This is a genomic window from Halomonas sp. 113, from assembly GCF_904067645.1.
Classification (GTDB): domain Bacteria; phylum Pseudomonadota; class Gammaproteobacteria; order Pseudomonadales; family Halomonadaceae; genus Vreelandella; species Vreelandella titanicae.
On sequence record NZ_LR881453.1, the window covers coordinates 377,891 to 399,786 of the forward strand.

The 21,896-nt window shown below is 57.6% G+C and carries 19 protein-coding genes; 13 read left to right on the forward strand and 6 right to left on the reverse strand.

Features of this window, described 5'->3' with window-relative positions; translation table 11 throughout:
• Positions 1-3 precede the first annotated feature (3 nt).
• Both YERSI8AC_RS01995 and YERSI8AC_RS02000 read right to left on the reverse strand, forming a co-directional pair.
• Positions 4-2,871, reverse strand: a complete 2,868-nt coding sequence (locus YERSI8AC_RS01995; protein WP_159175984.1) for an insulinase family protein — start codon at positions 2,869-2,871, stop codon at positions 4-6.
• Positions 2,871-3,557, reverse strand: a complete 687-nt coding sequence (locus tag YERSI8AC_RS02000) for an SOS response-associated peptidase (RefSeq protein WP_159175985.1) — start codon at positions 3,555-3,557, stop codon at positions 2,871-2,873. The genes YERSI8AC_RS01995 and YERSI8AC_RS02000 overlap by 1 nt, the downstream gene beginning before the upstream one ends.
• 191 nt (positions 3,558-3,748) lie before the next feature.
• On the opposite strand from YERSI8AC_RS02000, the gene YERSI8AC_RS02005 reads away from it, so the two are divergent.
• Positions 3,749-4,363, forward strand: a complete 615-nt coding sequence (locus YERSI8AC_RS02005) for a TetR/AcrR family transcriptional regulator (protein WP_027957733.1) — start codon at positions 3,749-3,751, stop codon at positions 4,361-4,363.
• A gap of 53 nt (positions 4,364-4,416) precedes the next feature.
• Entirely contained in the window at positions 4,417-5,025 is a 609-nt protein-coding gene (locus YERSI8AC_RS02010) for a 1-acyl-sn-glycerol-3-phosphate acyltransferase (RefSeq protein WP_217920682.1), read from the forward strand.
• Between the two features lie 15 nt (positions 5,026-5,040).
• Here the strand turns inward: YERSI8AC_RS02010 and YERSI8AC_RS02015 are convergent, their stop codons facing one another.
• Both YERSI8AC_RS02015 and YERSI8AC_RS02020 read right to left on the reverse strand, forming a co-directional pair.
• Complete coding sequence (locus tag YERSI8AC_RS02015; protein WP_138800378.1) at positions 5,041-6,315, reverse strand: HlyC/CorC family transporter; 1,275 nt, start codon at positions 6,313-6,315, stop codon at positions 5,041-5,043.
• Between the two features lie 105 nt (positions 6,316-6,420).
• Positions 6,421-7,218, reverse strand: coding sequence for a cytochrome C assembly family protein (locus YERSI8AC_RS02020; protein ID WP_009288264.1), 798 nt, complete (start codon positions 7,216-7,218; stop codon positions 6,421-6,423).
• 370 nt (positions 7,219-7,588) lie between these two features.
• On the opposite strand from YERSI8AC_RS02020, the gene ffh reads away from it, so the two are divergent.
• From ffh to YERSI8AC_RS02075, 11 genes are all read left to right on the forward strand, one after another.
• On the forward strand, positions 7,589-8,989 hold the full coding sequence (ffh, locus tag YERSI8AC_RS02025) for a signal recognition particle protein (protein ID WP_027957735.1): 1,401 nt from the start codon (positions 7,589-7,591) through the stop codon (positions 8,987-8,989).
• A gap of 311 nt (positions 8,990-9,300) precedes the next feature.
• On the forward strand, positions 9,301-9,549 hold the full coding sequence (gene rpsP, locus YERSI8AC_RS02030) for a 30S ribosomal protein S16 (RefSeq protein WP_007111767.1): 249 nt from the start codon (positions 9,301-9,303) through the stop codon (positions 9,547-9,549).
• Positions 9,550-9,620: 71 nt separating this feature from the next.
• Positions 9,621-10,166: a ribosome maturation factor RimM gene (rimM, locus tag YERSI8AC_RS02035; RefSeq protein WP_071695240.1), complete on the forward strand. Its 546-nt coding sequence runs from the start codon at positions 9,621-9,623 to the stop codon at positions 10,164-10,166.
• 101 nt (positions 10,167-10,267) lie between these two features.
• The gene (gene trmD / locus YERSI8AC_RS02040) at positions 10,268-11,035 is read left to right on the forward strand and encodes a tRNA (guanosine(37)-N1)-methyltransferase TrmD (protein ID WP_027957737.1); all 768 of its coding nucleotides are present in this window, start codon (positions 10,268-10,270) and stop codon (positions 11,033-11,035) included.
• 140 nt (positions 11,036-11,175) lie between these two features.
• The gene (gene rplS / locus YERSI8AC_RS02045; RefSeq protein ID WP_027957738.1) at positions 11,176-11,532 is read left to right on the forward strand and encodes a 50S ribosomal protein L19; all 357 of its coding nucleotides are present in this window, start codon (positions 11,176-11,178) and stop codon (positions 11,530-11,532) included.
• Positions 11,533-11,662: 130 nt separating this feature from the next.
• Positions 11,663-12,544, forward strand: a complete 882-nt coding sequence (gene xerD / locus YERSI8AC_RS02050; RefSeq protein WP_138800379.1) for a site-specific tyrosine recombinase XerD — start codon at positions 11,663-11,665, stop codon at positions 12,542-12,544.
• Positions 12,519-13,322 (forward strand): DsbC family protein, encoded by an 804-nt coding sequence (locus YERSI8AC_RS02055; protein WP_159175986.1) that lies wholly within the window; start codon positions 12,519-12,521, stop codon positions 13,320-13,322. Before xerD ends, YERSI8AC_RS02055 begins: the two co-directional genes overlap by 26 nt.
• A gap of 110 nt (positions 13,323-13,432) precedes the next feature.
• Positions 13,433-14,749: a homoserine dehydrogenase gene (locus tag YERSI8AC_RS02060; protein ID WP_159175987.1), complete on the forward strand. Its 1,317-nt coding sequence runs from the start codon at positions 13,433-13,435 to the stop codon at positions 14,747-14,749.
• Positions 14,750-14,755: 6 nt separating this feature from the next.
• Positions 14,756-16,144 (forward strand): threonine synthase, encoded by a 1,389-nt coding sequence (gene thrC / locus YERSI8AC_RS02065; RefSeq protein WP_159175988.1) that lies wholly within the window; start codon positions 14,756-14,758, stop codon positions 16,142-16,144.
• A 7-nt stretch (positions 16,145-16,151) separates the two neighbouring features.
• Complete coding sequence (locus YERSI8AC_RS02070; protein WP_138800382.1) at positions 16,152-17,963, forward strand: single-stranded-DNA-specific exonuclease RecJ; 1,812 nt, start codon at positions 16,152-16,154, stop codon at positions 17,961-17,963.
• A 45-nt stretch (positions 17,964-18,008) separates the two neighbouring features.
• On the forward strand, positions 18,009-18,638 hold the full coding sequence (locus YERSI8AC_RS02075) for a YitT family protein (protein WP_159175989.1): 630 nt from the start codon (positions 18,009-18,011) through the stop codon (positions 18,636-18,638).
• A 74-nt stretch (positions 18,639-18,712) separates the two neighbouring features.
• Here YERSI8AC_RS02075 and YERSI8AC_RS02080 read toward each other — a convergent pair whose 3' ends face one another.
• Together YERSI8AC_RS02080 and YERSI8AC_RS02085 are read right to left on the reverse strand one after the other, a co-directional pair.
• On the reverse strand, positions 18,713-21,286 hold the full coding sequence (locus tag YERSI8AC_RS02080) for a heavy metal translocating P-type ATPase (RefSeq protein ID WP_159175990.1): 2,574 nt from the start codon (positions 21,284-21,286) through the stop codon (positions 18,713-18,715).
• Positions 21,283-21,711: a MerR family transcriptional regulator gene (locus YERSI8AC_RS02085; RefSeq protein WP_022520224.1), complete on the reverse strand. Its 429-nt coding sequence runs from the start codon at positions 21,709-21,711 to the stop codon at positions 21,283-21,285. The genes YERSI8AC_RS02080 and YERSI8AC_RS02085 overlap by 4 nt, the downstream gene beginning before the upstream one ends.
• Positions 21,712-21,896: the final 185 nt, after the last annotated feature.

The window sequence follows — 21,896 nt, forward strand, 5'->3', positions numbered from 1 at the left end:
TCTTTACGCATTGTCATCACGCACTTTGGGCAGGGGTGAGCGCTCTTCACGATAATCGCTGACATCGCTGGGTTCGTCGCCCGGATTAAAGTGTATATCCAGGGTGTGCTCGCACAACGATGGCCATAGGGCCTTAATATCCTCAAGGCTAACGTTCAGCACTAGTTCGGCCAGTTGGTCGCGGCGATCAAAGCGCACGTCTTCCAACGCGGTGGCTTGCCAATAGCGGTTGGCCATGCCCGCAAGGCTGGTATCGCGCTGGCGCAACTGGTCGTGAACTGCCTGGCGATAAGGCGCTAAGTCAGCGTCGCTGAGTTGTTCAAGCCGTTGGTTAGCCTCATCAAGAAACACATCCATGCGTTCGGCAATGGTGCCGCTATCCACGTCGGGTGATTGCACCATAAGGGCAATCCCTGGCGCTTCGAGCAGCGGCGAATAGCCGGCGTTCACGATGTAGCCGAGCTGCTGCTCGGTGCGCAGTTGCTGGTAGAACGGTGTTTCCAGCCACTGGGCGATCACCGCGGTGGTGGCTTGTTCCTCTGGCGTCTGATCGCGGCCTTGCAGATAGCGCAGAACCAAGGACTCATCCCGAGAGCTGTGAGGGCGCAGCACGCTGTGCTCATCACTCGCTGCAAGTGGGGTGAGGTTAGCAATATCGTCGCGGTTTAACCGCGGTTTTAGCCTGGCACGCATCAGCTGTGTTTGTTCACGCGCCAGGTCAGCGTCCAGGTTGCCCACCGCCATGGCATCGACGTACAGGTTATCTAGAAAGCGCTGGCGAAAATCTTCCAGGTGACCACTGTCAAAGCGCTCGCTGGCGGCGAGAAGTTCAGCGGTAGACCATTGTGGTGTGAGTAGGGCTTCGCCCAGCGTGCGGCTAGCTTGACCGTAGAGCGATGCTTGGGGCGCATTGCGCCACTCGCGCTGCAGCTGATAACGCACCCGCTCGAAAGCGCTGTCGGTAATTTCTGCGTGCGCTAATTGCTCAAGCGCTTGTTCAATCAGCGGGGTTTGGCCATCACGCCAGCCTGAGAACGATAGTGTCATGCCCCTGGCGTGGGGATAAGCGCTAAACGACTGCCCTGCCAACCACGCTGGGTAGAGGGATTCATTTAAACTGTCGTTGAGCCAACTGGCGAGTAGCCGAGTGAGCACTGCTTCATGGGCAGAGTAGCTGGCGGTGGGGCTTTGCAGACTGACCCGCCACTCAACTGTGGGAGTGTTAAAGCGCTCATCCTGCATGTGCCAAGCGGTAAACGATGGTGTTTCGACCAGTAGGCTGGGGCGCTCATCCTGGCCTTCCAGCAGCGTCAGGTCACTGGCGATAAAGGGGTTGGGCCCCGGGAGTGCCAAACCGCTCAGGGGCTGGCCCGGCTGTTCGGGCACTTGCTCGTCCCATTGGGTATTGAACCAAGGTGAGACAGTGTCGCTTTCGATATCCGGTGCTGAGTAGAAGCGCAGCATGTTGTCCGGCGTTAGCGCGTCAAGATAAACCTGCTGGCGTTCTGCATCGGGGCCATCCATACGGTAGGCCGCGTACTGTACGTCCTCTACCGGGTAGCGGGATAGGCTCATTGAAAGGCGAGTGGCTTCCTGCTGTGGGGCGCCATACTGCTGAAAGCGGAAGGCCTGCTCATTGAGTTTTGCCTGCTCTTCGTAGCGCCATTCGGCGAGGCCATCATTACGCAGTTGATCAATGGCGGCAAACAGGGTGGCTTCAATATCGTCCAAGCGTTCGGCGCCTGCGGGCGTCAGGCTGATGGAGATAGTGAATAGTGCTTCGTTGCCATCGCCGCGCCCCACACCGGCGGAAAGCCCATCGGCCAGTCCTGCATCGCGCAGTACCGCTAACAGGCTACCTTCACCTTCATCGCCAAGCAGGTGGGCGATTACCTGGGTCGGCTTTGTTCGGTAGTCGTCAGTGGGGTCGGGTACTGGGAAGTAGAAGCGTAATTGTCGACGATCCTGCAGCGACTGGCGCTCGATATAGCGGGGTAGCGTGTCTGAATCAACCAGCGGCGCGTCAATCGTCGGCACGCTTAAGTCGTTGTCGGGAATATCGGCAAAGCGCTCGGCTACCCACTCCTCCAACTGGTTCAACGGTTGTGGCGCCACAATCGCCAGATTCATTACATTGGCGTCGTAATGCTGGTGATAGAAATCGATGACCCGCTCGCGTAGCGTTGCCTCGCCTTCTGGCGGGCTGGCTAAGGTTTTCCGGCTGCCCACGGCAAATCCGGTGGTGGGGTTGTCAGGGTTGAGCAGTTGGTTGAGCACATCGTTTTCGCGACGGGACTCATCACGAATACGCGCCATGTACTCCGAGTGAACGATATTGCGTTCGCTCTCCAGGTGGTCGGCGTTAAACAGCGGCGAGAGGAAAAATTCGCTGAAACGATCCAGTGCACCCGGCAGTGCCGAGGGCTCAATATCAAAGAAGTAATTGGTATCCTGCTGCGCGGTAAAGGCGTTGTGAGAGCCCGCGTTATTGGAAATATAGCGCTGGTAGGCATCAGATTCCGGGTAGGGCTCGGTGCCTAAAAACAGCATATGCTCTAGAAAGTGTGCTAACCCCTTAAGGTCATCAGGATCTTGGGCGCTGCCTACTCGCACATTCATCGACGCTGCCGCCTTGTCCGCCTCCGGGTCGCTGACCAGCAGCACATTGAGGCCGTTCTCAAGCGTCAAAACCCGGTAGTCGCGGCTGTCATAGGGGCTAATGATCGGGGTGACCGTGTCAGCAATGGCGTCGGCAACTGCGTCATCGGTGGCCGCGAAGGCCTGTGGTGTTAACGCGATGCTGGCGATAACGCCAATCACTGCGCACTGTGGGAAAACACGCCAGCGGGTTATGCAAGTGGATCGCAACATTACAGCTCCTGTGACACAGCCCAACGCAGCATCGACCCGGTAGGATGGGCACAGGCCGGTGACTGGTAGGCGGGATTATTGACATGTTTAGATACCGGAAAAGCGCCCAACAGTTCCAATGGTGCGGGTGCTAACAGTGAATTAAGCGTTTCGGTATCGGTGTCTGGGTCGAGCCAGGCGGATAACGCATGGTTGGGTATAGTGACCGGCAGGCGGTCGGTTAACGGCGATAACAGCAGATTGGCGGGCACGGTGATCAGTGCGGCAGAGTCGGTAAACGCCGTTAACGTGGTGTGGTAACGGCACCATAGCGCGCCCAATAGCAGCGGCGCCCGGGATACCTGGGTCACCAAATAGGGTTGCTTGCTGCGGGGCTGGGTTTTCCATACATAGAAACCGCTGACCGGAATAACGCAGCGGCGAGCGCTAAAGGCATCGCGAAACATCGCCCGTGATTCAAGGGTTTCTGCCCGTGCGCAGTGGGGGGCATGATCCAGCACTTCCAGCCAGGGTGGCGTCAGGCCCCAGAATAGCGACGAGAGCCGGTACTGCCCCTGCTCTATGCGAATAGCGGAAATTGGCCTACGAGGCGCTAGATTAGGCGACTCGATCAACGGTTCAGGAGTGGCTAGCGTTGGCAATAAGCGGGTCAGCGGTAAATTTTGCACATGCAATCGCCCCGTCATAGCTATCTCCTTAAGCAGAATCGTCGTGGAAGTGTACCTGGATGGCGGGGGACTGCGCGCAATAAAGCACGAAATGTAGCGTTTTAGTGTCGAAAACAGTGTTCGATGTAAGGTATCCTATCTTATCCCTTGCTCCCGCTAAAGCGCAGTGAGGCTTCCTTCTTGTTTGCCGTTGACCTTAAGAGATTGCCATGGCCCGTCCTAGACAGCATGCGCCCGATGCCCTCCATGCGCAGGTCATGCACGCTTGTGATGAGTGGTTGGCTGAGCAGCCAGTCCATGGTCTCTCACTGCGTGCCCTGGCCAGAGAGGTCGGCTGTGCCCCCAGCACCCTATTGAAGCTATATGGCAGCTTCAATAATTTATTGCAGCACGTCAATGTGGAAACGTTGGCGCGTTTACAGCACACCATTACCAGCCTGATCGACGATGACCCTGAGCCATGGCTACGTTCGCTGGCGCGTGCCTACTGGCGGTTCGCCGAGCAGGATTGTTACCGCTGGCAACTGCTGTTTGATTACCCGCTGGCCCAAGAAGGCGAGCTTGATCAGCGCCAGAGCGATTTGATCGAAGCGCTGTTTACCCAAGTGGAAGCGTCGCTTAAATCCTACCAGCCAGCGCTGGATGATCTCGAAGCCCGCCGTTTGGGGCGCACGCTGTGGGGCAGCGTGCATGGGTTAGTCCAGCTAGGGCTTAATGAGCGATTGGGCTATTGGCAGGGTCAGCAATTAAAAGTAGATGAGCTGCTGGATCAACTGATGAGCACCATTCTGGCGGGCCTACGCCATCGTGAGGCGGCGACGTGAGTGGGTGGGTCAATGCGGCTCGCCAGGCACTGCGCTGGTTGATTTTTGTCTCAATGCGCCTCTGCTACCGGCTACAGGTGCATGGGCGTGAGCATATCCCCAAGCAGGGGGCCGCGCTGGTGGTGTGTAACCATGTCAGTTTTATGGATGCCTTGGTGTTAGGCGGTGCCAGCCCCCGACCGCTGCGCTTTGTGATGGATCAACCGATTTTTGACTCGCCTTGGCTTAAATGGTGGTTTCAGCTGGTTGGCGCAATCCCTATTGAGTCTGAACGACGCAGCCCCGGCGCCCTGAGGCGCGCTCTGGATGACGTGAGCTCAGCGCTGCGCCAGGGGCAGGTTGTGATGGTCTTTCCTGAAGGGCGATTGACCCCTGATGGCGAAATTCACGCCTTTCGGCGTGGCCTAGAGGCTATTCTCGCCAGGGACGATGTGCCGGTGGTTCCGGCAGGGTTAGCAGGCTTGTGGGGGTCGTGGACATCTCACCATGATGGCAAGGCGCTAAAGAAGTGCCCTAAGCGTTTTCGGGCGCCGGTGAGCCTGCACTTTGGGCCCCCGCTCAACCGTCTGGACGCCGATGACATAGCGCTGCGGCGGTTTCTCGAAGCGCGGGTTAGGGCGCTAAAGGCAGCGGCTGATCAGGATCTGGCCAACCGCCATTAACTCGCTTATCACTGATTAGCGGCGTGGCGTCCGCAGCTTTTGCCAGCAGCGCGCCGAGGTAATGAGATTATCGCGGATCTCCAGAATCTCCATGCGCATATTGCCGATCTGTAGGCATGCTGGGCCTTCTGGGAAAGCTTCAAGATGCTCAAGAATTAACCCGTTGAGCGTTTTGGGGCCATCGGTAGGCAGTTGCCAGCCGAGCATCTTGTTAATCTCACGAATATTGGCGGTGCCTTCAATCACATGGCTACCGTCATCCTGCTGGTGAATCTCTTCATCTTCAGAGACATCGGTGGTGAACTCGCCCACGATCTCTTCCAGAATATCTTCCAGGGTGACCAAGCCCTCTACGTCGCCGTACTCATCCACCACAATGCCGATGCGCCGTTTCTGCTTTTGAAAGTTGAGCAGTTGGGTATGGAGCGGTGTGGACTCGGGAATAAAGTAGGGCTCCCGTGCCTCTTGAACAATCGATGCCTTGGTAACTTCGTCCCGGGAGAGAAAGCGTGCCGCGTTGCGCAGATGCAGCATGCCGATAATATTATTGATATCACCTTTATAAACCGGTAGCCGGGTATGCTGGCTGGTGCGAATCTGGGTCAAAATATCTTCGAGCGAATCATCCAGGTCGATACCCAGCACTTCGTGGCGTGGCACCATGATGTCGTTCACGGTGACGTTCTCAAGATCGAGAATAGATAGCAGCATTGCCCGGTGGCGGTAGGGGATCAGCGTGCCCGCTTCGTGAACCACCGTGCGCAGCTCATCACGGGTCAGGCTATCGCCCCCGTTATCAACGCTTTTAACGCCCACCAACCGGAGCAGGCCGTTAGACATCACGTTAACCAGCCATACGAGCGGGTAAAGCAGCTTTAGCAGTGGCTCAAGGGCGTAGGAGGTCGGGTAGGCGATCCGCTCGGGTTTAATCGCGGCGTAGGTCTTCGGCGTTACTTCGGCAAAAATAAGAATCGTGATGGTCAACAGAGCAGTAGAGATTGCAGGCCCAGATACGTCGCCGAAGAAGTGAATGGCGATAATGGTCGCAATTGAGGCCGCCAGGTTGTTGACGAAGTTGTTGCCGATCAGGATAACGCCAATCAGGCGGTCTGGGCGGGTGAGCAGGCGCATGACCCGTTTGGCTCTGCGGTCACCGCTGTTGGCTTGATGGCTCAAGCGGTAGCGGTTAATCGACATCATGCCGGTTTCAGAGCTGGAGAAAAACGCAGAAAGCAGTATCAGTAAGGCTAGCAGGCCGAACAGTAACCCCAGGGGGAAGTCGTCGCTCAAGTCGAAAAGTCCTTTGTGGCGGATTAGGCTCGATTTGTAGAAGGTAGCGAGTAGTGTGTCAAGACAACCAAAGGCGTGGTAACGCCCGCGGTAGCGGTTGAGCCGCTATCGATTGAGTACAACCTCAAGTACGAACTTACTGCCAAAGTAGGCCAGCACCAGCAGGCCGCAACCGCCCAGTGTCCAGCGCACGGCACGCATGCCGCGCCAACCAAAGCGATAACGACCAACCAACAGGGTCGTGAAGATTATCCAGGCCAGTAGCGAGAGTACGGTTTTGTGTGCCAAGTGCTGGGCAAAGAAATTGTCCAGGAAAATAAGCCCGCTCGCGATGGAGAGCGTCAGCAGGATAATGCCCGCCCACACCAGTTCAAAAAGTACCCGCTCCATGGTGGTGAGCGGCGGTAGCGACTGCACAATGCCGCGAATATGATGGTGGCGCAGCGCCTGGTTCTGTAGGCCGACCAGCACCGCTTGGACGGCGGCAATCGCCAGCACGGCAAACGCCAGCGCTGAACTTATCGCATGCAATAAAATGCCCGGTGTAAGCCCGGTATGGCCGCCCTGATTCGGCAGCCACGTGGCGGCGAGTAGTGCAATACCCGCCAGCGGGAAGAGTGCAATCCCGGCGTTAAGCACCGGTTTAAAAAGGCTGGCAACTAGCACGACGTTGACCGCAACCGCCATCAGCAATGTGGCGCTGGTGGTAAAGCCGGGCAGTAGGCCAGGGGATTGGCCGACTAATTTGACCACCACAGGAATGTGCAGCAGTAAGCCCAGCACAGCGAGCAGGCGCACCATGCCCTGGCGAGGCGGCACACGCCGGAACAGCGTCATGCCTTGCCAAATGGCAGCGGCAACATAAAGAACAAAAGCAATCGTGGCGAAAGGTAGCGCCTGCATGATGCTATCCGTGCGCCTTGCAGCGCGTTGCGGTGAATAAATAAACGAATTAAGTGTGATTACGACGAGAATCTATCCAACTACTATAACTAATCCAAGCGGCGTCGCCCAGCGGGGTAAACGCATGAAAATAGTTAAAGACTCGGAGTAAGTATGCAGGAATGCCAGGGAAAGCTGTAAGCAAGGGTCTTTCGCCATGGATGGCGAAAGTAGCGCCCATGGATGGGTTAACAGCGCCCTTGCGTCAGCTTGCCCAGGCAGGATCGCTGGCACTCGCCCATGGAGACTCAAAGCATGAGCGCGTATAATCTTTTTACTAATGAGTCCAGGGCGTGCGCGCCGACGGCAGTGACGGAGGCAGAGAGGCCCCATGTTCCAGAATCTAAGTGAGCGTCTTTCCCAGACGTTAAAGTCGATCAAGGGTCAGGCTCGCCTGACCGACGACAATATTAAAGATACCCTGCGCGAAGTACGCCGCGCACTGCTTGAGGCCGACGTAGCACTGCCGGTCATCAAGGAGTTTATTGAGCGCGTGCGCGAGCGGGCGGTCGGGCAGGAAGTATCCAAAAGCCTGTCGCCAGGCCAGCAGTTCGTCAAAATCGTCCAGCAAGAGCTGGAAGCGATTATGGGCGAAGCCAACGACGGCTTTGTGCTTAAGGGTTCCCCCGCCGTTGTATTGATGGCCGGCCTACAGGGTGCGGGTAAAACCACCTCTGTGGCCAAACTGGCCCGCTACCTGCGCGAACGCGAGAAGAAGAAGGTCTTGGTAGTGTCTGCCGACGTTTATCGCCCGGCAGCGATCGATCAGCTCGAAACCCTGGCCAAAGAAGTCGAAGTGGACTTCTTCCCCTCGCGCTCTGACCAGCAGCCGGTGGCGATTGCCGAAGCGGCCATCAAGCACGCCAAGATCCAGTTTCACGATGTGGTGCTGATTGATACCGCCGGTCGACTGGCGATTGATGAAGCCATGATGGCGGAGATCCAGGCACTGCATAAAGCGGTCTCGCCTCAGGAAACGCTGTTTGTCGTCGACGCCATGACCGGCCAGGACGCTGCCAATACCGCCAAGGCGTTCAGCGAAGCGCTGCCGCTAACCGGTGTGATTCTGACCAAAGCGGACGGTGATGCTCGCGGCGGTGCGGCGCTGTCTGTGCGTCACATTACCGGTAAACCGATCAAATTTATGGGTGTCGGTGAAAAAGTCGACGCCCTGGAGCCGTTCCACCCAGACCGAGTCGCCTCGCGCATCCTGGGGATGGGCGACATGCTGTCGCTGATCGAGGAAGCCGAGCGCACCGTCGATAAGTCCAAAGCCGAGAAGTTGGCCAAAAAGGTCAAGAAGGGTGATGGCTTTGACCTGGAAGATTTTCGCGATCAGCTCCAGCAGCTCAAGAAGATGGGCGGTATGGGTGGCCTAATGGGCAAGTTGCCGGGTATGGGGCAGATGGCTGAGATGGCTCAAGGCCCTGGTCCCGAGAAAGAGCTGGGCAAGTTGGAAGCACTAATTAATTCCATGACGCCTAAAGAGCGCCGCAAGCCCGACATTATCAATGGCTCGCGCAAGCGCCGCATTGCCTCGGGGGCCGGTCTGCAAGTGCCTGACCTCAATCGCCTGCTTAAGCAGCATAAGCAGATGCAGAAAATGATGAAGAAAGCAGGCCAGAAGGGCGGCATGCAGAAAATGATGCGTGGCATGTCCGGCATGATGGGTGGCGGCGGCCCAGGTGGGCCCGGTGGAATGGGCGGCCCCGGTGGATTGCCGCGGCGCTAAGACGCCAATAGTAACGTACTGATGCGCTTGGTGAGGTTGACGACCTATCAGTTTTCTGGCTGTCAGGCTTTCCAAGCCGGGCGCATTTGCGTAGAATGCTGCCTCTTCATGCGTGGGTGCTGCCCAAATACGTCAAAACGTAGCAGTAGCAGCGCTCAATGAAGGCCTTAATGGTGTTAAAAAAGGTCATGCAAGCCGCTTTATGTGGTCGTGTGCCAGTTTAGCGCCAAGAAAACAGCACGACGAGTGTTCCGATAGCGGTTAGCGCTATAAACACACTCTCGTAACCTCAACCGAAGGATAGTTATCGTATGGTTACCATTCGTTTGGCCCGTGGTGGCGCCAAGAAGCGTCCCTTTTACCACCTGACCGTTACCGACTCGCGTAACGCTCGCGACGGTCGTTTCATCGAACGTATCGGCTTCTTCAACCCGGTTGCCCGTGGTCAGGAAGAGCGTCTGCGCGTTGACCTAGACCGCGTTGTTCACTGGCAGAGCCAAGGCGCCCAGCTGTCTGGTCGTGTTGCTGAGCTGGTAAAAGAAGCACGCAAACAGGCCTAAGCCTGATTTTGAGTCTTGTTGTCTGAGACTTATTGTGTGAGAAAGTGAGTGCTGGGTAGCTGAGGTCGTCGATGACGCGTTTTGAAATAAGCCAAACTGACGACACGCATGTGGTGCTAGGCAAGCTGACTAGCCCTTATGGGGTGAAAGGTTGGCTCAAGGTGTACTCCTACACTAGCCCAATGGACAGCATTCTTGAATACCCGGAATGGTGGGTGCGCCAAGGTGAAACCCTGAAGCGCATAAGCATTGTTCAAGGGCGTCGGCAGGGCAAAGGACTTGTGGTGCAGCTTGAAGGGGTCGATGACCGTAGTGCGGCGGAAGCATTAGCCCAAACGGATATCTTGATGCCCAAAGAGGCGCTGCCTGAGCTTTCCGACGATGAGTATTATTGGCATGAGCTTGAAGGCATGGCGGTCTTCACTCAGGCCGGCGAACGGCTAGGACGGGTAAGCTACCTGTTTGAAACCGGCGCCAACGATGTCATGGTGGTTCGCGGCGATTCAGAGTCAATCGACAAGCGCGAGCGACTGCTGCCATTTTTGCCAGACGACGTCATTATCGAAATCAGTTCCCAAGAGGGCCGTATGGTCGTCGATTGGGATCCTGAGTTTTGACCAAACTTATGAACAGTTTGAGCAATGATGCATCTACCGACTCAACCGAGTTGGATAGTGGCAACGCGCCGGAAACGGCGAGCGAAGCAGCAGTGCCTGCAATGTGGATTGGTGTAGTGTCGTTGTTTCCTGAGATGTTCGACGCGCTCACGCAACAGGGTGTGGTCGGCAGAGCGGTAGAAAAACAGCGTATTGCACTGGAGTTTTGGAACCCGCGGGATTATGCCACTGACCGCCACCGCAGCGTCGATGACCGCCCCTATGGTGGTGGTCCAGGCATGTTGATGAAAGTCGACACCCTGCGCGCAGCGATCTTTGCCGCCCGGGAACGGGCGCAGAAAGCCACCGGCTTAGTGCCGACGGTGATCTACCTCTCGCCCCAGGGGCGTAAGCTGGATCAGCAGGGCGTTCAAGCACTGGCTTCCGCCGGGCCTTTAGTGGTCGTGGCAGGGCGCTATGAAGGCATTGATGAACGCGTGGTGGAGAGTGACATCGATGAAGAGTGGTCGATTGGCGACTATGTGTTGAGCGGCGGTGAGCTGCCAGCGATGGTGCTGATTGATGCAGCGGCAAGGCTGATTCCCGGTGTGCTGGGTCATCAGGATTCCGCTATCGAAGACTCGTTTAATGACGGTCTGTTAGACTGCCCGCACTATACCCGTCCAGAAGTCATCGACGGGCGCCAAGTGCCGGATGTGCTGTTAAGCGGTAATCATGCAGCCATCAAGCGCTGGCGGTTAAAGCAGTCACTCGGGCGTACATGGCAGCGTCGTCCAGACCTGTTGGAAGGGCGGCCGTTAGATGCCGAACAGCGTAAGCTGTTGAACGAGTTTATCGAAGAACACGCTCTGTCAGCTAAAACTGAGTAGGCCAGAGCGGCGGTGCAGGGCGTATGCGCACCTGTGTCACCCATAACGACTCCCGCGTAGCTCGTTTCGAGCGCCGGGATCACGGCTTCCGCCACCCATGATTGAGCGGTCAAGCCAACACGTTATTCAGGAGTATGATGATGAGCAGTAAAAGCAAAGTGATCCAGGCGATCGAATCTGAGCAAATGGGCAAAGAAATTCCTCCCTTTGCCCCCGGCGACACCATTGTCGTTCAGGTAAAAGTAAAAGAAGGTACTCGCGAGCGTCTGCAGGCGTTTGAAGGTGTAGTCATCGGTAAGCGTAACCGTGGCCTGAACTCCGCTTTCACCGTGCGTAAAATTTCTCACGGCGTTGGCGTTGAGCGTACCTTCCAGACCTACAGCCCGCTGGTTGACTCTATCGAAGTCAAGCGTCGCGGTGACGTGCGTCAAGCCAAGCTTTACTACCTGCGCGAGCGCAGTGGTCGTTCTGCACGTATCAAGGAAAAGCTGGCTTAAACGCCACTGCTCCTCGGGCGCACGCTGTTCTCGAACAGGCGTCGCGCCCGGATACCAAGACCCCGTCACCGCTTTGCGGGGCGGGGTTTTGTTTATCCGCTCAACAAAAGCGGCTTGAGGTGACTAACGTATGAGCGTTATCGATGCATTTTTAGATGCTCTCTGGCTTGAGCAGGGCGCCAGCGATCATACGTTAGCCGCCTATCGGCGTGATTTAACCGCCTGGCAGAGCCACCTGGAGAGCCACGGTGAAGCCCTTCTGGCGCCGCCGCCGGAGCGCCTCAGTGAGTGGCTGGCCAGTCGCCGGGAGGAGGGGTATCAACTGCGCAGTAATGCCCGGCTGCTGTCGACGCTGCGCAGCTTCTACCGTTGGGGGCGTTTAAACAACCAAGTGGAAAGTGACCCACTGACTGATATCAAACTACCGCGGGTCATACCCGGCTTGCCTAATACCTTGGAAGAGGACGAGGTTGAGCGCCTACTCTTGGCGCCGGATACGGAGACTCCTTTGGGGGTTCGTGACCGTGCCATGCTGGAGCTGCTGTACGCCTGTGGCTTACGGGTATCAGAGCTTGTAGGGCTCACTGGTAATGCGGTCAATCTGCGCCAAAACGTGGTTAGGGTGCGTGGTAAAGGCGATAAAGACCGCTTGGTTCCCATGGGCGAAGAGGCCGCAGATTGGCTGGCGCACTATATGCAGACTGCACGGTTGGCGCTGATGAGCGACCCAACACGCCCCGCGCTGTTTCCTGGGCGGGGTGACAAAGCGATGACCCGGCAAACGTTTTGGCACCGGATTAAGGTGCATGCCATAACGGCAGGGATTACCCGGCCACTGTCGCCCCATACGCTTCGCCATGCATTTGCCACCCATTTATTGAATCATGGGGCCAATTTGCGGGTCGTACAGCTGCTGCTGGGTCATAGCGATCTGTCGACGACCCAAATTTATACCCATGTAGCCCAGGCGCGCTTGGAAAGCCTACATGCTGAACATCACCCACGAGGTTGAATTGATGATGCGTCAACGCCGTTTTGTAACACTACCTTTACTGACACCTTCCTCGATGCTGGCGTGTTTGCTAACTGCCAGCCTGCTACCTTCCGCTGCACAGGCTGACGACGTGGCAGATCGTTTGGCTGAATCACTTAGCGTCAATGGCCAGTCGATGCCCGTGGAAGTGGTTACCGAAACGCCTATGGATGGCGTTTATCACGTGCGGTTGGAGAACGGCGAATCTTTCTACTCCAATGCAGACGGCAGCCACTTCCTGGTCGGTGACCTATATGAAAATGCCCCCGACGGGTTGGTCAACTTAACCGAGCAAGAGCAGAACCAAGAGCGTGCAGATGCGCTAGCGGCAGTACCTGAGAGTGAGCTAGTGATCTTCCGCGGTGCCGAAGAACCGAAAGCAACAGTGACGGTATTTACCGATCCTACTTGCCCCTATTGCGCGCGGTTACACGACACCATTCCGGAGTTGAATGAGCGTGGTATCGCCATTCACTATATGGCCTTTCCCCGTGCGGGTATGGGCAGCCAGGCTGCCACCATGCTGCAGCAGGTGTGGTGCTCGGATAATCGCAGTGAAGCGATGACTCAAGCCAAAGAGGGCGAGACTATTTCCAGCGCAGCAGACTGCGACAATCCTGTGGCGGAGCAGTATGATCTGGGTAAGGCGCTGGGTGTACAGGGCACGCCAGCAATTATTTTGCCCAATGGGCAACTGGTGCCGGGCTTTGTGCCCCCCGAGCGGCTCTTTGCCATGTTAGGCTTAGATGACGAATGACGTCACATTGAAAGATAATACAAAGCGCTGAGGCACGGTCTTTAAGATCGAATTCAAAACCGTAATTAAGGCCAGCACCACCAGGTGCACAACACGAAAGGGGAAGTATTTTGAAACCGGTAAGAGTAGGTATTTGTGGTCTAGGTACTGTCGGTGGCGGCACCTTTAACGTATTGACTCGCAACGCTGATGATATTGCGCGTCGTGCTGGCCGCCCTATTGTGATTGAGCAGGTTGCTCACCGCAGTATTCATCCTGACTGCGATATTACCGGCATCAATGCCACCTCCGATGTGTTTGAAGTCGCGACCAACCCCAATGTGGATGTCCTGGTGGAGCTCGTTGGCGGTTACGATATCGCCCGCGAGCTGGTGCTCACCGCCATTGAAAACGGCAAGCACGTGGTCACCGCCAACAAGGCGCTGATTGCAGTGCACGGCAACGAAATCTTCAAAGCCGCTCACGAAAAGGGCGTCATCGTGGCATTCGAAGCTGCAGTCGCCGGCGGCATTCCGGTGATCAAATCGCTGCGCGAAGGCCTGGGTGCCAACCGCATTGAGTGGGTGGCGGGGATTATCAACGGCACCGGCAACTATATTCTTACCCATATGCGCGATGAAGGCCGCGCCTTTGAGGACGTGCTCGCGGAAGCTCAAGCGCTAGGCTACGCCGAATCTGATCCCACCTTTGACGTGGAAGGCATCGATGCGGCGCACAAACTGACGATTTTGGCCTCGATTGCCTACGGCGTGCCGCTGCAGTTCGAGAAAGCCTTCACCGAAGGCATTTCACGGATTACTGCGGAAGACGTCGAGCAAGCCGACAACCTTGGCTACGTGATCAAGCACCTGGGTATCTCCAAGCGTACCGATCAAGGCCTGGAACTGCGGGTTCACCCCACGCTGATTCCTAAAGAGCGCCTGCTGGCCAATGTTCATGGCGTAAAAAATGCTATTGCAGTAATGGGCGACGCGGTAGGGCCGACGCTCTACTACGGCGCCGGTGCCGGCGCCGAGCCGACTGCATCAGCGGTGGTGGCCGACTTACTCGACGTGGCGCGGGATATCTCCACCGACCACCACTACCGGGTTCCCTACCTCGCGTTTAGCGGCATCGATGAAGATGTCAGCCAGTTGCCCATCATGCCGATGGAAGACATCATCACGGCATACTACCTGCGCCTGTTGGCGGTGGATCGCCCTGGCGTACTGGCACGGGTGGCGACTATTCTGGCCGAGCAGGGCATCTCTATCGAAGCGCTGATCCAGAAAGAGGCGACCGAGGGCGAATTGGTGCCGATCATTCTGCTGACTCACCGCACCAAAGAGAAACAGATGAACGCAGCGATCCGCGAAATCGAATCCATGGCCGATATCGCCGGGTCGTTAACGCGCATTCGCGTAGAAAGCCTGGACGAAGGGGAGTAAGCCTAGATGCGCTATATCAGCACGCGTGGGCAGGCGCCCGCGCTCTCCTTTGAAGAAGTGGTGCTCACCGGTATGGCCAGTGATGGTGGCCTCTATGTGCCGGAAACACTACCTGAGTTCTCCCGGGAAGAGCTGGCCGACATGGCCGGGCTCTCCTACGCGGAAATCGCCTTTCGGGTGATGAAGCCGTTTGTGAACGGTGAGATCGACGACGAAACCTTCCGCAACATCGTGACCGAGGCCTACGCGACCTTTAATCACGACGCCGTGCTGCCGCTCAAACAGCTGGATGCCAATCACTTCCTGCTTGAGCAGTTCCACGGCCCGACCCTGGCGTTTAAAGACGTAGCGTTACAGCTGCTCGGCCGCCTGCTTGATCACTTTCTGAAAAAGCGTGGCGAGCGTGCGGTGATCATGGGCGCGACCTCTGGCGATACCGGCTCGGCGGCGATTGAAGGCTGTCGCCACTGCGACAACCTGGATATCTTTATCCTGCACCCGCACAACCGGGTCTCGGAAGTACAGCGTCGGCAAATGACCTCGGTGCTGGCCAATAACGTCTTTAATATTGCCATTGAAGGCAATTTCGACGATGCCCAGGCGATGGTCAAGGCCAGCTTTGCCGATCAGTCGTTCCTCAACGGTACTCGCTTGGTCGCGGTGAACTCGATCAACTGGGCGCGCATTATGGCGCAGATCGTTTACTACATCGCCTCCGGCGTTTCGCTGGGTGCGCCGCACCGTGAAGTGAGCTTCTGCGTGCCGTCGGCTAATTTTGGCAACGTTTTTGCCGGTTATATGGCCTACAAAATGGGCCTGCCGGTGAAGCAGTTCATCATCGCGACCAACGCCAACGACATTCTGCACCGCACGCTGGCCGCCAACGACTTCTCCAAAAAAGAGCTGGCGGCGACGCTGGCTCCGTCGATGGATATTGTGGTGTCGTCTAACTTTGAGCGCCTGCTGTTTGACGCCTACGACCGCGATGGCTTGGCCGTGGCGGCGCTGCTTGAGCGCTTCCAGCAGGAACCCACGGCGCTGGCCGATGCGCCGCTGGCCAAGCTACGCGAGAAGTTCTCCAGCTACAGCGTGGACGATGCGACGATTCTGGAAGTGATTCGCGACGCCCATAAACGCACCGGTGAAATGCTCGACCCGCACACCGCTACCGGCTATCGTGCCGCTGAGCGGGCCCGGGCAGATCAGTCAACGCCGATGATCACTCTCGCCACTGCGCACCCGGCTAAATTCGCCGAGGCCGTTGTGAAGGCGGGCTTCCTGGGCGTGCCACTGCCGCCGCATATGGAAGACCTGATTGAGCGCGAAGAGCGCTACACAGTGCTCCCTGCGGAACTTGCCGCCGTGCAGCAGTACGTTGCGGAAAACCGGCGTTGACGTATTAATGGCCTCAGTGACTGATTTACCCGATCGCACGCTGTCGTCTAGCAAGACCGGGCCGCGCTTAGAGCCTCGTCCAGTGGATGAGGCGCTTTATGCCCGCGCTCAGGCGGAAGGCCTAAGCGAACTGCAGGCGCGTTTGCTGGCCTCGCGCTTGCCGGGCTACAGCGGTGAGCTGCTCCCTTTAATCGCACCTAGCCTGCGTTATTTGGCCCACCCGGAGAAACTGGCCGACGGTCGCCGCGCCGCCGAACGTATCGCTCAGGCGGTGGCAGAGGGTGAGGCCATCGGCATTCTCACCGACTACGACGTGGATGGCATTACCTCCCACGTGGTGATTAGGCGCACGCTGGTGGAGCTGTTTGGGGTGCCAGAGGGCAAGCTACATAGCCTGATTGGCCACCGTATTCACGACGGCTATGGGATTAGCCTACCGCTGGTAGAGCGCACCTTGGCTCAAAAGCCGTTTCCGACCCTGGTGATTACCGCCGATTGTGGCAGCTCTGATGAGCCGCGTATCGCGCGATTAAAAGCGGCAGGTATCGACGTGGTAGTCAGCGACCACCACGCCCTGCCCAGTGAGGGGCCGCCAAGCTCGGCATTCGCCTGTGTTAACCCTACCCGTGATGACTGTGAGTATCCCGACAAAACCATCGCTGGCTGTATGGTGGCGTGGCTGTTGATGTCACTCGCCCGCGGCGTGCTGATTGAGTGGGGAGCGCTATCAGAGTCGACGCCCAAGCTGTCGCCCTGGCTCTCCTACGTAGCTTTGGGCACCGTGGCTGACTGTGTCTCCCTGGGCGGCAGCCCCGCCAACCGCGCGGTGGTCAATCAAGGGTTAAAACTGATCAATCGTATGGATGCGGCGTGCTGGCGCGCTATGGCCACGCGCTTAGGCGCTGACAGTGTGCCGTTTAACGCCGAGACGTTAGCGTTTCAGATGGGGCCGCGGATTAATGCCCGCTCGCGGCTGGACGACCCCTACGCGGCGCTGCACTTTATGCTGGCCGAGAACGATGGGGTCGCCAATCGCCAGCTCGACGTTCTGGATCAGGATAACCAGTCCCGCAAAGCGATTGAGGCCGATATGGCCGCCGAGGCGCGCACTCTTGCCACGGCAGCTCTGGATGCCGATGAGCCCGCCGTGGTGGTGCTGCTTGAAGACGGGCACCCCGGCGTACAGGGTATCGTCGCCTCGCGATTGGTGCAGGCCTACGGGCGCCCGGCGTTGGTGCTAACGCAAGCCTCGGCACCAGGCATGCTAACCGGCTCTGGCCGCTCGATTGATGGGCTGCACCTGCGGGATGCCCTACAGCGCACCTTTGAGCTTGCTCCCCAGGCGCTGCCACGCTTTGGCGGTCATAGTGGAGCGGCAGGGGTAGGCGTGCCACGGGATCAGCTTGACGCCTTTAAAGCGGCTTTCTTGAGGGCCGTAGGCGAACAGCTGGAGGGACGAACGCTCTATCCGCGCCTATGGACGGATGGTGAGCTCTCCACGGCACAGCTTTCGCTGACCACCTTGCAAGAGATAGAAACCCTTGGGCCCTATGGGCGGGAGTTTGATCCGCCGCTGTTTGAAGGCCGCTTTATTGTCGAGGCGCTGCGCCCGGTGGGTGCTGACGGCGCGCACCTGATGCTGGAACTCTCCACTGGCCCGGTGACCTGCAAAGCCATCTGGTTTCGTGCCTTAACGCCAGGGGAACTGCCTGGGTTTAACGTGGGGGATACACTGCACTGTGCTTATAAGCTTAACCGTAACCGCTGGCGCGGCCGCGAGACGCTGCAGTTGATGGTCGAACACGCCAGCCCAATTTAAGCTGTACATCGCATCATCTACTGGCAATTTAAGTAAGGACGCCCTATGCGCGTGGAAGATTTACCCCAGGATCAGCATCGCCCCTATGAAGATGTGATGGCGATGCTGCTGGGCACGTTCTTTGTCGCGCTGGGAGTGACCTTTTACACCCATGCGGTGCTATTGACCGGCAGTACTGCAGGCTTAGCGCTGCTGTTGAGCTATATCACCAGCAGTATTACCGGCTGGGGCTTTGGGGTGTACTTTTTTGCCATTAACCTGCCGTTTTACTACTTGGCGGTGAAGCGGATGGGCTGGAGTTTTACCCTGCGCACCTTTGCCGCCATCGGCTTGGTATCGCTGTTTTCAGAGTTAACCCAAGGCTGGGTGCAGTTTGCCAACGTGCCCTCAATCTACGCCGCCTTGATGGGCGGCGCGCTGATGGGCATCGGCATGCTGATGCTGTTTCGCCACCGCACCAGCCTGGGCGGTATCAATATCCTCGCGCTCTACTTGCAGGATCAACACGGCCTGCGCGCAGGCTACGTTCAACTGGCGATTGATGGCGTTATCCTGCTGGTAGCCCTGACCCAACTACCGTTGGATCGCGTGGGCTATTCGGTACTAGGGGCGCTGACGCTCAACCTGATTATCGCCCTGAACCATAAGCCAGGGCGATATATTGGAGTGAGCTAAAAACGTTTAGCCAAGCCAGAACCACCACACTATCAGTGCAATGAGCCCCAGGCCTGCCAAGTTGATCAATAAGCTCATGAGGCGTCCTCCTGGCTGGTTTTCCATAGCCGCAAGCGGTTGGCGTTACTCACAACGGTGATGGAAGAGAGTGACATGGCAGCGCCCGCTATCATCGGTGAAAGCAGCATACCGGTTAGCGGGTAGAGCACCCCTGCCGCGATGGGAATACACAGTAGGTTGTAGCCAAAGGCGCCCACCAGGTTCTGTTTGATATTGCGCAGCGTGGCGCGGCTGATTTCTATCGCTGATGCCACCCCGTGCAGCGAGCCGCGCATTAGCGTGATGCCCGCGCTCTCAATCGCCACATCGGTGCCTTGGCCAATGGCAAAGCCCACGTTCGCCCTGGCCAGCGCCGGGGCATCATTGATGCCATCGCCCACCATGCCAACGATTTCTCCCGCCTTCTGACGACGCTCTATCTCGGCGTGCTTGTCCTCGGGTAACAGCCCTGCCCGAAACTCATCAATGCCTACTTCCTGGGCAATGGCCCTGGCGGTGTGCTCGTTATCGCCGGTCAACATGACGATGGTTAAGCCGTCTTTTTGCAGGCGCTTGATCGCGGCCACTGTGTCGTGGCGAAGCGGGTCGCTGATGCCAAATAGGGCGGCCAGTTTGCCATCTACCGCCAAGTACACCAGCGTGCGGGCCTGCTCCTCTAGAGCGTGGGCCTGCTCTTCACCGGCCTTGAGATCCACACCGGCCTCGCTTAACAGACGCGCATTGCCCAGCAGTAACGCTTTGCCGTCGGTGGTTTGGGCTTTTACCCCGCCACCGGTCACACTGTCGAAACCACTAATCTCGGCAGGGTTGGCGTTGTGTTCATCCGCATAGGTCATTAACGCCGCCGCCAATGGGTGCTCGGAGCTGCGTTCCAGCGCGTGCACCAATGCCAGCGCGGTGGATTGCTCTACGCCAAACATCTGCGCATCAGTGACGCTGGGCTTGCCCTGGGTGAGCGTGCCGGTTTTATCGACTACTAGCGTGGTCAGCTTGCTAGCGGTTTGCAGCGCCTCGCCGCTGCGTACCAGCACCCCATGCTCTGCCGCTTTACCGACGCCGATCATGGTCGAGATCGGCGTCGCCAGACCCAGCGCGCAGGGACAGGCAATAATCAGCACGGTGGTCGCCGTCACCAGCATATGGATCACCTGGGGAGCGGGCCCTAGGTTGAACCACACCAGGGCCGTCAATACGGCAATGATCATTACCGCAGGCACAAAAACGCTGGAGACCTGGTCGGCTAGCTCGCCAATCGGTGGACGCGAGTTTTGAGCGCTCGCTACCTGTTCGGTAATCTGCCCCAGGCGAGTGTCGGTGCCCACCCGCGTGGCGCGATAGATCAAGCCGCCTTTGCCATTCACCGTGCCAGCGCTGACTTCATCTCCCGCGCTTTTGGCGATGGGGAGTGGCTCGCCGGTAAGCATCGACTCATCGATATGGCTTTGGCCTTCAACGACGTCTCCATCCACCGGTAAACGCTCGCCGGGGCGTACTCGTACGTGGTCGCCAGCGCGCACCGCATCAATCTCAATCTCCTGCTCGTGACCGTCGCGAATCACCCGCGCTGTTCGGCTCTGTAGATCAAGCAGGCGCTTTAGCGCATCGCTGGTGCGGCCCCGGGCACGTAGCTCCATGGCATTGCCGAGTAGAATCAGCCCGATCACCATGGCTGAGGCTTCAAAATAGATCCCCTGAGCGACTTCTGGCAGCCACGGCGCAAACAGCACCACGGCCATGGAGTAGAGCCAGGCGGTGCCGGTGCCCATGGCCACCAGGGTATCCATATTGGCTTGGCGATGCTTAAACTGCTTCCAGGCGTTGACGAAAAAGTGGCGTCCTGGGAAGGCCAAAATACCCAAGGTTAACAAGCCGATCACCAGCCAGTAGAGACGCCCCATGCCCATCGGGTGGGGATGGAAAAAAAGCATGCTGAGCATCAGCGGAATCGCCAGTGCCAGCGAGATCGCGCTGCCGCGCAGCCGTTTTTGGTAAGTCTTGGCATCCTGCTCTGCACGAGTGCGTTCTGCTTCCCGCATATCCACAATCGGTTCGGCGCCATAGCCAGCTGACTCAACGGCGGCGATTAACGCTTGGGTCTTTGCACTGCCAAACACCTGGGCGGAGTGGGTGCCAAAATTGACGCTGGCGGTGTCGACTCCCTCAGTTCGCTCTAGTGCTTTCTGCACGCTCTTAACGCAGCTGGCGCAGGTCATCCCGCTAATCGCCAGACGCTGCTTTTTACCTTGGCCTTGGGAGGGGGGACTTGCAGCCTTTTCAGCCTTAGCGGGTGGCGTGGTATCTGGTTGCTTAGTTGCTCCGTCTGGGGCTGCTTCCTCCAGCGCTGCTTCACCGGGCGGGTAGCCCGCCTCGGTCAAGCGTTGATCAAGCTCGGCGTCGGTTAGCGATGAAACAACCTCTAGGCGTTTTTCGCTAGGCGTGCCGATCACTTCGGCACTTGGGTCACCGTTTTGTACTGCCTCGCGCATACGCTTGACGCAGCCCTGGCAATTCATGCCAGGAATAGTTCGCGTGGTGACTCCATTGGCAGGGCTCACGTTTGAGGCGGCTTCGGTAGAGGCGTCGCTCATGGGGTCTCCTTGGTAGGCGTGGCGTCAGGAAAACTCTCAATCAGGCGGCACACGCTGTGGCCGTCGGGGGAGCCGTTGGGCATTTGCTGCCAGCTCTCCATGGCCTGTTCCATTCGTTCGGCTAGCGCTTCCAGCTCGGCAATACGTGCGCGGATTTGCGGCAGGCGGCTGGCGAGTAAGTCGCGTACCAGTGGGCAGGGAGAGTCGCCTTGGTCGGCGTGGGTCAAAATGTCGCGAATCTCAGCCACGCTAAAACCTAATTTGCGCGCCCGCTGAATAAAACGCAGCCGCTCTAAGTCGGTATCCGAAAATAGCTGATAGCCGTTATCCGGGTGGCGCTGAGGAGCAAGTAGCCGCTCACGAGCGTAGTGACGCACGGTCTCAGCGGTAACACCGCCCCGTTTGGCAAGCTCAGTAACTTTCATGGCCTGTTCTCCCGACCGGTTAAATAGTGGTTATTTAGTGTAGAACCTATGGGTAACCCATAGGTCAAGGCCTCTTGGCTCAGTAAGCTGAAATGACTAAAACACTGATTTAAAACGACCGTGCGACTAATGTATAAGCCAAAAATAAAATAAAACGAACGTTTGCCCTTGAACCTTTGGCTCAG